This window comes from Azospirillum oryzae, from assembly GCF_008364795.1.
GTDB classification, from domain to species: domain Bacteria; phylum Pseudomonadota; class Alphaproteobacteria; order Azospirillales; family Azospirillaceae; genus Azospirillum; species Azospirillum oryzae.
The window spans coordinates 99,295-114,326 of record NZ_VTTM01000012.1 but is presented as its reverse complement, the minus strand read 5'-3'; the positions used below and the strand labels follow the sequence as shown (position 1 = coordinate 114,326).

Below are 15,032 nucleotides of genomic sequence, written 5' to 3'. Positions count from 1 at the left end.
GGGACGCTGCGTTCAGGTGGCCGGCGCGAGGACGCGAGCGGAGCTGCCGCGACGCAACGGCCGAAACCTATCAACAAACCCGGTCGAAGGCCACGGATTTCTACCAGTCGAATGACGGGCTTTCCGGCAAACAACACAAACGGCGCCGTACAACATTGATCCCGGTCAATTCTCGGTCCTATTCGGCACTGGGCGGCGCGAACAGGTAGGGAGAGAGGCCGCGCAGGTTCTCGTCGACGATAAGCCGATGATTCAGCGGCGGAAACGCCCGCTGCGAGCAGTCCAGCCGCGGGCAGAGCCGGCAATTCACCCCGATCGGCGTCGCCGCATCGGTGTTGGACAGGTCGAACCCATCCGCATAGGTGACCTGAGCCGCATGCTGGACATCGCACCCCAGCGCGACGGCGAATTGCTGCGGCGGGCTGCGGTGGCCGCCGCCGGCCTTCACCACCGTGCGGGCGATGGAGAAATAGGCGGTGCCGTCCGGCATCTCCGCCATCTGGCTGTGGATCTTGCCCGGCGTGCGGAAGGCCTCATAGACGATCCAGCGCGGACAGCCGCCGCCGAAACGGGCGAAGTGGAAGCCGGCGCCGGAAAAGCGCTTCGACACGTTGCCGGCGCTGTCCACCCGCATGAAGAAGAAGGGCACGCCCTTGGCCCCCGACCGGTGCAGCGTGGTCAGCCGGTGGCAGACCTGCTCGAACGACGCGTCGAAGCGCCGCCGCAGGATCTCGATGTCGTAGCGCAGCTGGGTCGCCGCCTCGTGAAAGCGGTCGTAGGGCATCAGCACCGCCGCCGCGAAGTAGTTGGCCAGCCCGATCCGCGTCAGCCTCCGCGCCTCGTCGTCGGACAGGTTGGCGGCATCGACGATGCCGTTCAGCAGGTCGCGGTGGCGCAGCAGCGCGATCTGGCAGGCCAGCTGGAAGGTGCGGCCCGACGGCGCCAGCATCTCCGACAGCAGGATGCGCCGGCTGTGGCGGTCGAAGCGGCGCACGGCATAGCCCATCACCTCAGACGGCAGCAGGCGGACGCGCACGCTGTGCTGGGTGTTCAGCCAGTCGACCAGCCCGCGATAGAGGTCGCCGCGCTCCAGCTTGCCGTCCTGCCACAGGCTTTCCGCCGCCGCCTCCAGCTCCGGGAAATGGTTGGAGTGGGTCTGGAACAGGTCGCGCACCTCGTCCTGCGGGAAGCCGGTGGCCTGCACCAGATGCAGCTTCTCGCGGTCGGCCACCCGCTCCGCCAGCGCCTGCAGGTCGTCGCGCGCCCCGCGGAACCCGCGATAGAGCGCCACCACCGCCTGCCCCAGCGTCGGCGCCACCGCCGCCAGTTCGCGGAAATCCTGGTTCTTGATGTCGGAACCGTCGAACAGCGGGTCGGAGAACACCTCGCGCAGGCCCGCCACCAGCCGGCTCTCCTCATCCTCGGCGAAGGCCTGGAGATCGACCCCGAACTGCTGGCCAAGCTTCAGCAGCAGCGGCACCGTGACGGGGCGCTGGTTGTGTTCGATCAGGTTCAGATAGCTGGGGGAGATGCCAAGCTGTTCGGCCATCTGCGCCTGGGTCAGGGCGTGGTCGCGACGCAGGCGGCGGACCTTCGGACCCAGCATCGCCTTCTTTTCCATGGTCGCCACGATCAGTCCCCCAACCAGTTCTCTGGAATTCAGTTCTCTGGCTTTACAAGATTTACGGATTTACAGGATTGTGAAGACGGCAGTTTACAAACGGACCTTTTTACAAACAAGGGCTTATTGCAACGCACTCGGGGCAGGTTTAAGTCTTGGTTCACGGCCGCGCTGTAAAGCGCAAGCGGCCCCGAAGACGGAAGAGTGCAGACGCAACCGGCGGGAGGAAACGCCGCTGCACAACAGCCGCAGGGACCGACAAAAGGCCCGCCCCGAGACCCCAGTTCCGCCCCGATCAACCGGGCGCACCGGACAACAAGGAACCTGACCCATGTCGCTCGATGAAAAGACCAAGGCCGCCATCCACGCCGCCCGTTACGAGGGCATCCGCCGCGACTACACCATGGACGACGTCAAGCGTCTGAGCGGCTCGGTCAAGATCGAGTACACGCTGGCCGAGCTGGGTGCGCGCCGCCTGTGGGAGCTGCTGAACACCGAGCCCTACATCAACACGCTGGGCGCGCTGACCGGCAACCAGGCGATGCAGGCGGTCAAGGCCGGCCTGAAGGCCATCTACCTGTCGGGCTGGCAGGTCGCCGGCGACGCCAACACGGCCGGCCAGATGTACCCGGACCAGAGCCTGTATCCGGTGAACTCGGTCCCGGCGGTCGTCGAGCGCATCAACAACACCTTCAAGCGCGCCGACGAGATCCAGACCTCCGAGGGCAAGGGCGACACCTACTGGTTCGCGCCGATCATCGCGGATGCCGAGGCCGGTTTCGGCGGCCCGCTGAACGCCTTCGAGCTGATGAAGTCGATGATCAAGGCCGGCGCCGCCGGCGTGCACTGGGAAGACCAGCTGGCTTCGGAAAAGAAGTGCGGCCATCTCGGCGGCAAGGTTCTGATCCCGACGCAGCAGCACATCCGCACGCTGAACGCCGCCCGTCTGGCCGCCGACGTCTGCGGCACCTCGACCCTGGTGATCGCCCGCACCGACGCGGAGTCGGCGCAGCTCATCACCTCGGACATCGACGAGCGTGACCATCCCTTCATCGACTTCGACGCCGGCCGCACCACCGAGGGCTTCTTCCGCCTGAAGAAGGGCATGGGCGTCGATCACTGCATCGCCCGCGGCCTGTCCTACGCGCCGTATTCGGACCTGATGTGGTGGGAGACCTCCAAGCCGAACCTGGACGAGGCGCGCCGCTTCGCCGAGGCCGTGCACAAGCAGTTCCCGGGCAAGATGCTGGCCTACAACTGCTCGCCGTCCTTCAACTGGAAGGCCAACCTGGACGACGCCACCATCGCCAAGTACCAGCGCGAGCTGGGCGCGATGGGCTACAAGTTCCAGTTCGTCACGCTGGCCGGCTTCCACAGCCTGAACTACTCGGCCTTCACCCTCGCCAAGGGTTACGCCGAGCGCGGCATGGCCGCCTACTCCGAACTGCAGCAGGCCGAGTTCGCGGCCGAGAAGGACGGTTACACCGCCACCAAGCACCAGCGCGAAGTCGGCACCGGCTACTTCGACGCGGTCGCCACGGCGATCTCCGGCGGCACCTCCTCGACCACCGCGTACAAGGACTCCACCGAGGCTGACCAGTTCCATTGATCGCAGGTTCCGATCATCGGGATTGGTCCGTGATCCAGTGTGCGAGCTGGATCTTTTCGAACGGCTGATGCTTTGACTTGCCGACGGCCGGGGGCCTTCCCCCCGGCCGCTTTTTTGTGCCCAAACGGATCCAGCAAGGGTCATCGGGGATAATTCCCCGGCGAAGCCACGCCCCTATGGTATGGCAGCTCTGCGCCGCATCAACCGGTGGTACGGCCCGGCTGGCCCGAAAGTCTTGAACTGGGCTGGAAAATACCGGCAAATCCACTGTCGGGGCCGGTTTCAGGGCGGCGGCGGCCTTGGGTGCGCCGCGGAATCCCTTGTTGACTTGGAACGGCATCGGGACCAATTAAGTCCGCATGCTGAAAACAAACCGATCCGGGACGTAAAGGTCCCACACGCCGGCACCTGACCTAGGGGTCCCGGCGGGCGGAACTGGCCGCCGCGCATCCCCGTGCGCGGCGATGACCGTTTCCCGACCGCCTCTTGCCCCGGCGGGTTCTCCCCTGGCCGACATGCCATCGGAGATGTTCCGGCGTTCTTTGGTGAAACGATGAAAGGACAAGACAGTATGGATCAATCGCTCGCAGGAAAGTCCATCGCCATCCTCGTCTCCAACGGCTTCGAAGAAGCGGAGATGACCGAGCCGCAACGCGCCCTCATCAAGACCGGCGCCACGCTGCGTACCATCTCCACCGAGACGGGTCTGGTCAACGGCTGGCACGGTAAGTCCTGGGGCCATTACTTCCCGGTGGACAAGCATCTGAGCGAGGCGCTGGGCGCCGACTTCGACATGCTGCTGCTGCCGGGCGGTGAGCGCAGCGTGGCGAAGCTGCAGCAGTCGGCCCACACCCGCCGCATCGTCGGCCATTTCCTGGATGCCGGCAAGCCGATCGCCGCCATCGACCAGGGCATCCAGCTGCTGGCGATCCCCGGCAAGCTGCGCGGCCGCCTGCTGGCCGCCCCGGAAGCCTACCGCGCCGACCTGACCGCCGCCGGCGGCCGGATCAGCGACGAGGCTCTGGTCGTCGACGACATCACGGTCTCGGCCCTGGGCCAGGATCAGCTGAACGAGTTCGTCGAAGCCGTGGTGAAGCTGTTCACCGAGCTGGGTTCCGTTCGCAAGGCCGCCTGATCTCCATCCTCAGCCGGTCCCGAAACGGCCGCCGCACCAACCGGGTGCGGCGGCCGTTTCGTTTTGGGGTCCTTTTTCAGACCCGCCGTCTTCCCCGACTGTGACCATTGCCCGGCCCCCCTGTGATCTCCGACCATTTCACTCACCTTCCGCGTTGATAATTTTAAACATTCGGATTAGTAAGATTGAGGGTCGAACAATTCCTTCGGGCGGGATGACGTCTTGCCGGAAGCTTGGCGGGGGTGTGGGCAAATTGGCTAAAATTCGTGCATTCGGACGTCTCACCATCCGCGCCAAGATCATCATCGCCGTGCTTGGCACCGTGGTGATGGCCGCCGCCTTCGGACTGTTCACGCTCAGCCGGCTGGAAATCCTAAACAACGCCGCCGAAACGATGCGCAGCCGCTCGCTTCCGGCGACCCAGTTGGCCGGTCAACTGACCTCCGCCGCGCAGGGCCATCGCATCGCCGAGGCCGCCTATGCGCTCGCCACCAACGAGATGCAGGTGAACCAGGCCGAAAAGGGCTGGACCGACGCGGAGGCCGAGGTGAAAGCCCGCCGTCAGGCCGCAGGATCCCGCTTCACCAGCGGCGAGGGCGCGGCGCGGCTGGCGGCGTTCGACGAAGCCTGGACCGCCTACGCCTCCAACGCCGAGCGGGTGCGCGCGCAAGCCCGCGACGGCAACGCCCAGTCCGCCGTCAGCGTCTTCAAACGTCCAAGCGCCGTCGCGTTCACCCGCGTGCAGGAGGCTCTGGACGCACTGGTCGACGGCACGATGGCCGATGCCGGCGCGGTCGCCGACCAGGGGGCGGCGGTCTACAACAGCGCCCACGGCATGGTGCTGGGCGGGGTGACGCTCTGCACGCTGCTGGCGCTCGGCTTCGGCGCCGTGCTGGTGCGTGGCATCTCCCGCCCGATCCTCGATGTGGCCAGTTCGCTGGAACGGCTGGCCGCCCGCGACTTCACCGCCAGTTTCGAGGAGGGCCGCCGCGACGAGATCGGCCGCATGGCCACCGCCGCCCGTGTCTTCCGCGACACCATGCTCGACACCGAACGCCTGCAGCAGGAGCAAGAGCGGCTGAAGACCGCCGCCGCCGAGGAACGCCGCCGCGAGCTGCGCACGCTTGCCGACGGCTTCGAGGCGACGGTGAAGCGCCTCGTCGAGGCGCTGTCGGCCTCCACCGCCGAGATGACCGCCGCCGCCGCGGCGATGGCCGATGGTGCCGCCGAGACGGCGCGCCATTCCGACGCGGTGTCGTCGGCGGCCGGCCGCGCCTCGGCCAATGTCGACAGCGTCGCCGCCGCCACCGCCGAACTGTCGGCCAGCTTCGCCGGCATCTCGCAGCTGGTCGCCGATTCAGCCGGCATCGCCGCCGACGCCACCCGCGACGCCGAACGCAGCACCGCCGTGATGGGCAGCCTCGCCGAAGCCGCGGAAGAGATCGGCAAGGTGGTAGACATGATTTCCGGCATCGCCGGCCAGACCAACCTGCTGGCGCTGAACGCCACCATCGAGGCCGCCCGCGCTGGAGAGGCCGGCAAGGGCTTCGCCGTGGTGGCGAGCGAGGTGAAGCAGCTCGCCGGCCAGACCGCCAAGGCGACCGCCGAGATCCAGGCGCGCATCGCCGAAATCCAGAGCGCGTCGGGCACCGCGGTCGACACCATCGGCGCCGTCACCCGTACCATCGCCCGCCTGAACGAAATCGCCGGCGAGGTCGCCGCCGCGGTCGAGCAGCAGTCCGCCGCGGTGGGCGAGATCGCCGCCAACATCCAGGACGCGGCCGACGGCACCCGCAGCGTCTCCGACAACATCGCCGCCGTCACTGCCGCCGCCGCGTCCGCCGAGCAGGCGAGCAGCGTCATGGTGCGGTCGGTCGAGACCGTCACCGGCGACGCAGGACGGATGCGGCAGGAGGTGGATGGGTTCCTGGGGGCTCTGCGGGCGTCGTAACCCCCCGTCGATCCTCCTCTGCCGACGACGCGTCCGAGGGCCGTCGCGACTACCGTAGAACAGGCCGGATACCCCTCGGACATACATGGGTCCGGCGGGCGGGCGTGGCGGAATCATGCCACCTCGCCCGCCCAATCCAGAGCGCCGCAGTCGGTTATATGCCCGGCGGCGCCCCTCCCCCTTCGCCTTGCTTCTTCTGCATCGCACAAAATCGGAAAAACTGCGCCGACTGTGTATCGGGGCATGCCCATACGTGCCCGTATCCGGCGGAGCGCGGCCCAAGCCATGCCCTGAACTTTCAAAGCAAGTTTCTGTTTTTCAAAAGATTTTTCAAGGTCAACCCACCCACCCCGAAAGCGACACACATTTCCGCTTTACAGTCTTTGATCTGTATCATATTTTGCTTTCAGAAAATGTTCGCTGGACGCGCAATCCATCTCGGGGATGCCGATGTACACGCAAGGTTTGGATGCCAAGACCGAGCAGAGCGCTCAACCGTCTCCCCGCCTGGTGACGGAACAGGAAGCCGCTCTCCAGGGCCGCTTCCAGGAGCGCGTCGACGCCGAGGAAAAGATCGAGCCGCGCGACTGGATGCCGGAGGGCTACCGCCGCACGCTGGTCCGCCAGATCTCGCAGCACGCTCATTCCGAAATCGTCGGCATGCTGCCGGAAGGCAACTGGATCACCCGCGCGCCGACTTTGCGCCGCAAGGTGGCCCTGCTGGCCAAGGTGCAGGACGAAGGCGGGCACGGCCTCTACCTCTACAGCGCCGCCGAGACGCTGGGCGTGTCGCGCGACGAGCTGGTCGGCCAGCTGCTGTCGGGCAAGGCCAAATATTCCAGCATCTTCAACTATCCGACCCCGACCTGGGCCGACATCGGCGCCATCGGCTGGCTGGTCGACGGCGCGGCGATCATGAACCAGGTGCCGCTCTGCCGCTGCTCCTACGGCCCCTATGCCCGCGCCATGGTCCGCATCTGCCGGGAGGAGAGCTTCCACCAGCGCCAAGGCTACGAGCTGATGCTGGCGCTGGCCCAGGGCACGGCGGAGCAGAAGCGGATGGCGCAGGACGCGCTGAACCGCTGGTGGTGGCCGTCGCTGATGATGTTCGGCCCGTCGGACGACCAGTCCGCCCACTCCGCCCAGAACATGGCCTGGAAGATCAAGCGCTTCTCCAACGACGAGCTGCGCCAGCGCTTCGTCGACGCCACGGTGCCGCAGGCGGAGTTCCTTGGCCTGACCATCCCGGATCCGGAGCTGCGCTTCAACGCCGAGACCGGCCATTATGAATTCGGCGCCATCGACTGGACCGAGTTCAACGAGATCCTGAAGGGCAACGGCCCCTGCAACCGCGAGCGCATCGAGGCCCGCCGCAAGGCGTGGGACGACGGCGCCTGGGTGCGGGAAGCCGCCGTCGCCCATGCCGCGAAACGCAAGCAGCGCGCCATGAAGAAGGCCGGCTGAGCCAAGAAATCCGAGGGAACGAGACCATGGACCGTAAAGACTGGCCGCTGTTCGAGATCTTCATCCGGCCGAAGAACGGGTTGTCGCACAAGCATGTCGGCAGCCTGCACGCCGCCGACGCCCGCATGGCGCTGGACAACGCCCGCGACGTCTACACCCGCCGCGGCGAGGGCGTCAGCATCTGGGCGGTCCCAGCATCCAGCATCGCGGCGTCCGACCCGTCGGAGAAGGCCAGCCTGTTCGATCCGGCCGACGACAAGGTCTACCGCCACCCGACCTTCTACGACATCCCCGCCGACGTCAAAAATATCTAGCTGGAAGACCATCTGATGAGCACGGATCTCAAGGATGCCCTGTTCGGCTACGCGCTGCGGTTGGGCGATACCTCGCTGGTGCTGGGGCACCGGCTGTCGGAATGGTGCGGCCATGCGCCGGAGCTGGAAGAGGACATCGCGCTGACCAACGTCGCGCTCGACCTCGTCGGCCATGCCCGCATGCTGCTGACCTATGCCGGCGAGCTTGAAGGCAAGGGCCGCGACGAGGACCGTCTGGCCTACCGCCGCGACGTCTTCGACTACCGCAACCACCTGCTGGTCGAACAGCCGAACCGCGACTTCGGCCACACCATCGTCCGCCAGTTCCTGCACGATGCCTGGTCGGTGGAGCTGTATGAGCGGCTCTGCGCCTCCAAGGACGAGACGCTGGCCGGCATCGCCGCCAAGGCGGTGAAGGAGGTGCGCTACCATGTCCGCCACAGCGGCGACTGGCTGGTGCGGCTGGGCGACGGCACCGACGTCAGCCATGCCAAGGTCGCCGACGCGCTCGGCCGCCTCTGGCCCTACACCGGCGAGATGTTCGAGCGCGACGAGGCCGAACAGGCGCTGGTCGCCGCCGGCATCGTCCCCGACCCGGCCGAGATGAAGGCCGCCTGGACCGCCCGCGTCGAAGCGGTGCTGAATGACGCCACCCTCGACCGCCCGGCCGACGGCTGGATGCAGAAGGGCGGCCGCCGCGGCGAGCACAGCGAGCATCTGGGCTATCTGCTGGCCGAGATGCAGTTCCTGCCGCGCGCCTATCCCGACGCGAATTGGTGAGGCCGAGATGCCGGATGCAGCAGGCTGCTGGGGACCGGAGCCGGGCGCCGATGCGGTCGTGAAGGCCGCCTGGGACGCGCTGGCCGGGGTGATGGATCCGGAGATCCCGGTGCTGAGCATCGTCGATCTCGGCATCGTCCGCGCGGTGTCGGCGGACGCCGACGGCCGGCTGTCGGTGGCCCTGACGCCCACATATTCCGGCTGCCCCGCCACCAACGTCATCGTGCTGGAGGCGGAAACCGCGCTGGCCCGCGCGCGCCTCGACGCCCGCGTCTCGGTGGTGATCGCCCCGCCCTGGACGACCGACTGGATCAGTGACACCGGCCGCGCAAAGCTGGCCGAGGTCGGCATCGTCCCGCCGCCGGCATCGGGCAAGCGCGCCCTGACAGCACCGGACGAGGTGATCGCCTGCCCGCGCTGCGGGTCGCAGGACACCCGCCAGATCAGCCGCTTCGGCTCCACCGCCTGCAAGGCGCTGCACGCCTGCAACGCCTGCCTCGAACCGTTCGACGTGTTCAAATGCCATTGAGCGGCTTCGGCGGAGGCCCCCTCCGCGCCGCAAGGACGGACCCCATGACCAGCCCCAGCTTCCACCCGCTGACCATCCGCGAGTGCCGCCGGGAGACGGCGGACACCGTGTCGATCGCCTTCGACGTGCCGGCCGATCTCGCCGACCGCTTCCGCTTCGTCCAAGGCCAATACCTCACCCTCAAGACCCACATCGGGGACGAGGAGGTGCGGCGCTCCTACTCCATCTGCTCCGGCGTGGGCGAGGGCGAGTTGCGCGTGGCGGTGAAGAAGGTCGATGGCGGCCTGTTCTCCACCCACGCCAACCAGTCGCTGGCGCCGGGCGCGGTGCTGGAGGTGATGACGCCGATGGGGCGTTTCCACACCCCCATCGACCCGAACGCCGCCCGCACCTACGTCGCCTTCGCCGCCGGCAGCGGCATCACCCCGGTGATGTCGATCCTGAAGACCGTGCTGGCGCAGGAGCCGAAGAGCCGCTTCGTGCTGGTCTACGGCAACCGCTCCGTCTCCTCCATCATCTTCCGCGAGGAGTTGGAGGATCTGAAGAACCGCTATATGGGCCGGCTGGTGATCCACCATGTGCTGAGCCGCGAACCGGAAGAGGCCGGGCTGCTGGGCGGCCGTATCGGCGCCGGTCTGGTGCGCGAGCTGTGCGCCGGGCCGCTCAAGGCCGAGGACATCGACGCCGCCTTCCTCTGCGGCCCCCAGCCGATGGTGGAGGAGGTGCGCGACGCGCTGGCCGCCTGCGGCACGCCGCCCGCCAACATCCATGTCGAGCTGTTCGGCACCACGACCCCGGCGCGCCCAACGGTCAGAAAGGTGGCGTCCGACACCCCCACCGACGCCGCCACCATCGCCATCCTGCAGGACGGCAAGCGCAAGGAATTCACGCTGCCCTATGACGGCGAGAGCATCCTCGACGCCGCTCACCGGCATGGCGCCGACCTGCCCTATTCCTGCAAGTCCGGCGTCTGCTGCACCTGCCGCGCCAAGGTCCGCGAGGGCAAGGTGGAGATGGCCGAGAACTACTCCTTGGAGCCGTGGGAGGTCGAGGCCGGCTATGTCCTGACCTGCCAGTCCCGCCCGCTGACCGAACGGGTCGTCATCGACTTCGACGCCGCCTAATCAACGAGAAAAAGGAAACGCCCCGCCATGACCACCACCCCGCAGAGCCTGTTCGAGACGCACGAGGCGACGCTGCAGAAGGCCGTCGAGGCCTGCCGTAGCCGCGCCTATTGGTCGGCCTTCCCCGAAATGCCGAGCCCGCGCGCTTATGGCGAGACGGCGGCGGCGGATGGCGATGCGGCCTTCGCTGCCTACCGCGACAAGCCCTTCGAACTGGACCAGCCGGGCGTCACCGGCACGGCGGGTGGCGAGCGCTCGCCCTTCGGCTTCGACCTCGGCATCACCTATCCGGTGTCGGACGTCGATGCGCTGGTGACGGCGGCCAAGGCGGCGATGCCGGGCTGGCGCAAGGCCGGGCCGAACGGCCGGGCCGGCGTCTGCCTGGAAATCCTCAAGCGGCTGAACGCGCGGTCCTTCGAGATCGCCAACGCGGTGATGCACACCACCGGCCAGGCCTTCATGATGGCCTTCCAGGCCGGCGCCCCCCACGCCCAGGACCGCGGGCTGGAGGCCGTCGCCTATGGCTGGAAGGCGATGACCGACCAGACCCCGGCGGCGCGCTGGGAGAAGCCGCAGGGCAAGAACCCGCCGCTGGTGATGGACAAGCGCTTCGAGGTGGTCGGCCGCGGCGTCGGGCTGGTCATCGGCTGTGCCACCTTCCCGACCTGGAACGGCTATCCCGGCCTGTTCGCCAGCCTCGTCACCGGCAACGCGGTGATCGTGAAGCCCGGCCCGACCGCCATCCTGCCGCTCGCCATCACCGTGAAGATCGCGCGCGAGGTGCTGGCGGAGTGCGGGCTCGACCCCAACCTCGTCACGCTGGCCATCGGCGACACCGTCGCCAAGGATCTGGCGCTGCGTCCGGAAGTGGCGGTGATCGACTACACCGGCTCCACCGGCTTCGGCGACTGGCTGGAGCAGAACGCCCGTCAGGCCCAGGTCTACACCGAGAAGGCCGGCGTCAACACGGTGGTGATCGACGGCACCGACGACCCCAAAGGCATGGTGCGCAACCTCGCCTTCACGCTCAGCCTCTATTCCGGCCAGATGTGCACGACGACCCAGGTCATCTTCGTGCCCAAGGACGGCATCCAGGCCGGCCCTGACCGCATGAGCTTCGATCAGGTCGTCTCGGCACTGGCCGGCGGCGTCGACAAGTTCCTGTCCGACCCGGAACGCGCCGTGGAGGTGCTGGGCGCCATCCAGTCCGACGCCACGCTGGCCCGCATCGACGAAGCCGCCAAGCTCGGCACCGTCGTGCTGCCGTCGCGCGCCATCACCCATCCGAAGTTCCCGGACGCCCGCATCCGCACGCCCCTGATCCTGACCATGGACGCGGCGGACGAGGACAAGTACGGCCATGAGCTGTTCGGCCCCATCTCCATCATCGTGAAGACCGACAGCACCGCCGACAGCCTGGAGCGCGCCGCCCGCCTGACCCGCACCAAGGGCGCCCTGACCACCGGGCTCTACAGCACCGACCCGCAGCTGATCGAGCAGGCGACCGACCTGTTCGTCGAGGCCGGCGTCGCCCTGTCGGTCAACCTGACCGGCGGCGTCTTCGTCAACCAGTCGGCGGCCTTCAGCGACTTCCACGGCACCGGCGCCAACCCGGCGGCCAATGCGGCGTTGTGCGACCTCGCCTTCGTCGCCAACCGCTTCCGCGTGGTGCAGAGCCGCGTTCCGGTTCTGGAGGCCGCGCAATGAGCGAGACTATGGGGAGCACCGACAAGACCATCCTTCTCGACATCGCCGACGGCGTCGCCACCATCACGCTGAACCGGCCGGACCGGCTGAACAGCTTCACCGCGGCGATGCATGAGGAGCTGCGCGAGGCCGTCGGCGAGGTGCGCGACGACAAGGCCGTGCGCTGCCTGCTGCTGACCGGCGCCGGGCGCGGCTTCTGCGCCGGGCAGGATCTGTCCGACCGCGCCGTCGCGCCGGGCGCCCAGGGCCCCGACCTCGGCGTGTCGATCGAGACCAACTACAACCCGCTGGTCCGGTCCTTGCGCGCCCTGCCGATGCCGGTGGTCTGCGCCGTCAACGGCGTCGCCGCCGGGGCGGGCGCCAACATCGCTCTCGCTTGCGACATCGTGCTGGCGGCGCGGTCGGCCAGCTTCATCCAGGCCTTCTGCAAGATCGGGCTGATCCCCGACAGCGGCGGCACCTGGACCCTGCCGCGTCTGGTCGGCCATGCCCGCGCCATGGGCCTCGCCATGCTGGGCGACAAGGTGTCGGCCGAGCAGGCGGAAGCCTGGGGCATGATCTGGAAGGCGGTGGACGACGACAGGCTGATGGCGGAGGCCGGCGCGCTCGCCCGCCAGCTCGCCACTCAGCCGACGCGCGGTCTGGCTCTCATCAAGCAGGCGCTCAACGCCTCGTCGGCCAATGACCTCGACACCCAGCTCGACCTGGAGCGCGATCTCCAGCGCGAGGCCGGACGCACGCACGATTATCGCGAGGGCGTCGCCGCCTTCGTCGAGAAGCGCGCGCCGAAGTTCGAGGGGCGGTGATGGCGGCGCTCGATCCCTCCATCACCGTCGCGGTGGTCGGGGCCGGCGCCATGGGCCAGGGCATCGCCCAGGTCGCGGCGCAGGCCGGCCACCCGGTCCTGCTGGTCGACACCCGCCCCGGCGCCGCGCAGGCCGCCGTCGAGTCCATCGCCAAGGCGTTGACCGCGCTGGTCGAAAAGGGCAAGCGCACGGCGGCGGAGCGCGACGCCACCGTCGACCGTCTTCGTGCCGTGAACGGCCTGTCCGACCTCGCCTCCGCCGGCCTGGTGGTGGAGGCCATCGTCGAGGATCTCGACGTCAAACGCCGCCTGTTCGCGGAGCTTGAGAGCATCGTCGGCGCGGACGCCATCCTCGCCACCAACACCTCGTCGCTGTCGGTCACCGCCATCGGCGCCGGGGTGCAACGACCGGAACGGCTGGCCGGCCTGCATTTCTTCAACCCGGCGCCGCTGATGGCGCTGGTGGAAATCGTCAGCGGTCTCGCCACCGATGCGGCGGTGCTCGACACGCTGTTCGACACCGCAAAGGCCTGGGGCAAAAGCCCGGTGCGCTGCCGCTCCACCCCTGGCTTCATCGTCAACCGCGTCGCCCGCCCCTTCTACGCCGAAGGGCTGCGGCTGGTGCAGGAACAGGCGGCCGATCCCGCCACCATCGACGCCGTGATGCGCGAGGCCGGCGGCTTCCGCATGGGGCCGTTCGAGCTGATGGACCTGATCGGCCATGACGTGAATTTCGCCGTCACCCGCTCGGTCCACGCCGCCTATTTCGGCGACCCGCGCTTCCAGCCCTCGCTGATCCAGCAGGAGCTGGTCGAGGCCGGCCGTCTCGGCCGCAAGACCGGCCGCGGCTTCTACGACCACAGCCCCGGCGCCGCAAAACCGGTGCCGCGCAACGCCGAACCGGCGCCCAAGCCGCAGCGGGTGACCGTGCAGGGCGACCTCGGCCCCGCCGCGGCTCTGGCCGGGCTGCTGCGCGAGGCCGGTGTCGCCGTCGAGGAGACCGCCGGTCCCGGCATCCTGCTGGTGGACGGCGTCACCCTGGCCCTGACCGATGGCCGCACCGCCACCGCCCGCGCGGGCGGCGACGGCATCGCTCCCCTGGTGCTGTTCGACCTCGCGCTGGACTACGCCAAGGCGACCCGCGTGGCGCTGGCCCCCGCCGACGGCACGCCGACGGACGCGGTCGCCGTCGCCGCCGGGCTGTTCCAGGCGCTGGGCAAGGCGGTATCGGTGGTCGACGACGCTCCCGGTCTGGTGGTGATGCGCACCGTCGCCATGCTCGCCAACGAGGCGGCGGACGCGGCGATGCAGGGCGTCGCCAGCGCTGCCGACATCGACACCGCGATGACCAAGGGCGTGAACTACCCGCTGGGTCCGCTGGCCTGGGCCGACCGCATCGGCCTGCCCCATGTGTTGGCCGTGCTCGACGCGCTGGCCCGCACCTATGGCGAGGATCGCTACCGCGCCTCCGCCCTCCTGCGCCGCAAGATTTCCGGAGGAAACCGCTTCCATGGCTGAGACCCACACCGATCCCCAAAGCCTCGCCGAAGCGGTCGGCCGCGGCATGTACGAGCGCGACCATTGCGCCCAGGCCCACGGCATCGAGCTGCTGGAGATCGCCCCCGGCTATGCCCGCATGGCGATGACCGTGCGCAAGGACATGGTGAACGGCCATGACATCGGCCATGGCGGCATGACCTTCACGTTGGCCGACACCGCCTTCGCCTATGCCTGCAACGCCGCGAACGAAGTGACGGTGGCGGCAGGCTGCTCCATCACCTTCCCGGCTCCGGCCAGGCTGGGCGACGTGCTGACCGCCGAATGCCGCGAGGTGCACAAGCGCGGCCGCTCCGGCGTCTACGACGTCACCGTCACCAACCAGGACGGCACGGTGGTCGGCCTGTTCCGCGGCCAGTCGGCGCGCATCGCGGGGACCGTGATTCCCGTGGACTAAACGCCCCTGGCGGCCACGGTCACGATCCCCATCTGATAG

13 protein-coding genes are annotated in these 15,032 nt (G+C 68.3%); 12 read left to right on the top strand and 1 reads right to left on the bottom strand.

The features are described 5' to 3' along the window. Positions 1-178: 178 nt before the first annotated feature. Complete coding sequence (locus tag FZ938_RS25080) at positions 179-1,621, bottom strand: helix-turn-helix domain-containing protein (protein ID WP_149201199.1); 1,443 nt, start codon at positions 1,619-1,621, stop codon at positions 179-181. A gap of 331 nt (positions 1,622-1,952) precedes the next feature. On the opposite strand from FZ938_RS25080, the gene aceA reads away from it, so the two are divergent. The 12 genes from aceA to paaI all read left to right on the top strand — a co-directional run bounded on the left by aceA (position 1,953) and on the right by paaI (position 14,993). Beyond that, entirely contained in the window at positions 1,953-3,230 is a 1,278-nt protein-coding gene (gene aceA, locus FZ938_RS25075) for an isocitrate lyase (RefSeq protein ID WP_085092124.1), read from the top strand. A gap of 571 nt (positions 3,231-3,801) precedes the next feature. Beyond that, the gene (locus tag FZ938_RS25070; protein ID WP_042697580.1) at positions 3,802-4,365 is read left to right on the top strand and encodes a DJ-1/PfpI family protein; all 564 of its coding nucleotides are present in this window, start codon (positions 3,802-3,804) and stop codon (positions 4,363-4,365) included. 253 nt (positions 4,366-4,618) lie between these two features. Beyond that, positions 4,619-6,316, top strand: a complete 1,698-nt coding sequence (locus tag FZ938_RS25065) for a methyl-accepting chemotaxis protein (RefSeq protein WP_149201134.1) — start codon at positions 4,619-4,621, stop codon at positions 6,314-6,316. A gap of 450 nt (positions 6,317-6,766) precedes the next feature. Then, positions 6,767-7,780: a 1,2-phenylacetyl-CoA epoxidase subunit PaaA gene (gene paaA / locus FZ938_RS25060; protein WP_149201133.1), complete on the top strand. Its 1,014-nt coding sequence runs from the start codon at positions 6,767-6,769 to the stop codon at positions 7,778-7,780. A gap of 26 nt (positions 7,781-7,806) precedes the next feature. Beyond that, entirely contained in the window at positions 7,807-8,094 is a 288-nt protein-coding gene (paaB, locus tag FZ938_RS25055) for a 1,2-phenylacetyl-CoA epoxidase subunit PaaB (RefSeq protein WP_085092120.1), read from the top strand. 15 nt (positions 8,095-8,109) lie between these two features. Then, positions 8,110-8,874, top strand: coding sequence for a 1,2-phenylacetyl-CoA epoxidase subunit PaaC (paaC, locus tag FZ938_RS25050; RefSeq protein WP_149201132.1), 765 nt, complete (start codon positions 8,110-8,112; stop codon positions 8,872-8,874). Positions 8,875-8,881: 7 nt separating this feature from the next. Next, a complete protein-coding gene (gene paaD / locus FZ938_RS25045) occupies positions 8,882-9,403 on the top strand; it encodes a 1,2-phenylacetyl-CoA epoxidase subunit PaaD (RefSeq protein WP_149201131.1) in 522 nt (173 codons plus the stop codon). A gap of 44 nt (positions 9,404-9,447) precedes the next feature. Further along, a complete protein-coding gene (gene paaE, locus FZ938_RS25040; protein WP_149201130.1) occupies positions 9,448-10,527 on the top strand; it encodes a 1,2-phenylacetyl-CoA epoxidase subunit PaaE in 1,080 nt (359 codons plus the stop codon). Between the two features lie 27 nt (positions 10,528-10,554). Next, entirely contained in the window at positions 10,555-12,234 is a 1,680-nt protein-coding gene (gene paaN, locus FZ938_RS25035; protein ID WP_149201129.1) for a phenylacetic acid degradation protein PaaN, read from the top strand. Further along, on the top strand, positions 12,231-13,040 hold the full coding sequence (gene paaG, locus FZ938_RS25030) for a 2-(1,2-epoxy-1,2-dihydrophenyl)acetyl-CoA isomerase PaaG (RefSeq protein WP_246457296.1): 810 nt from the start codon (positions 12,231-12,233) through the stop codon (positions 13,038-13,040). The genes paaN and paaG overlap by 4 nt, the downstream gene beginning before the upstream one ends. Beyond that, positions 13,040-14,557, top strand: coding sequence for a 3-hydroxyacyl-CoA dehydrogenase PaaH (gene paaH, locus FZ938_RS25025; RefSeq protein ID WP_149201128.1), 1,518 nt, complete (start codon positions 13,040-13,042; stop codon positions 14,555-14,557). The genes paaG and paaH overlap by 1 nt, the downstream gene beginning before the upstream one ends. Beyond that, entirely contained in the window at positions 14,550-14,993 is a 444-nt protein-coding gene (gene paaI, locus FZ938_RS25020; RefSeq protein ID WP_149201127.1) for a hydroxyphenylacetyl-CoA thioesterase PaaI, read from the top strand. The genes paaH and paaI overlap by 8 nt, the downstream gene beginning before the upstream one ends. The last annotated feature ends 39 nt before the right edge of the window (positions 14,994-15,032 follow it).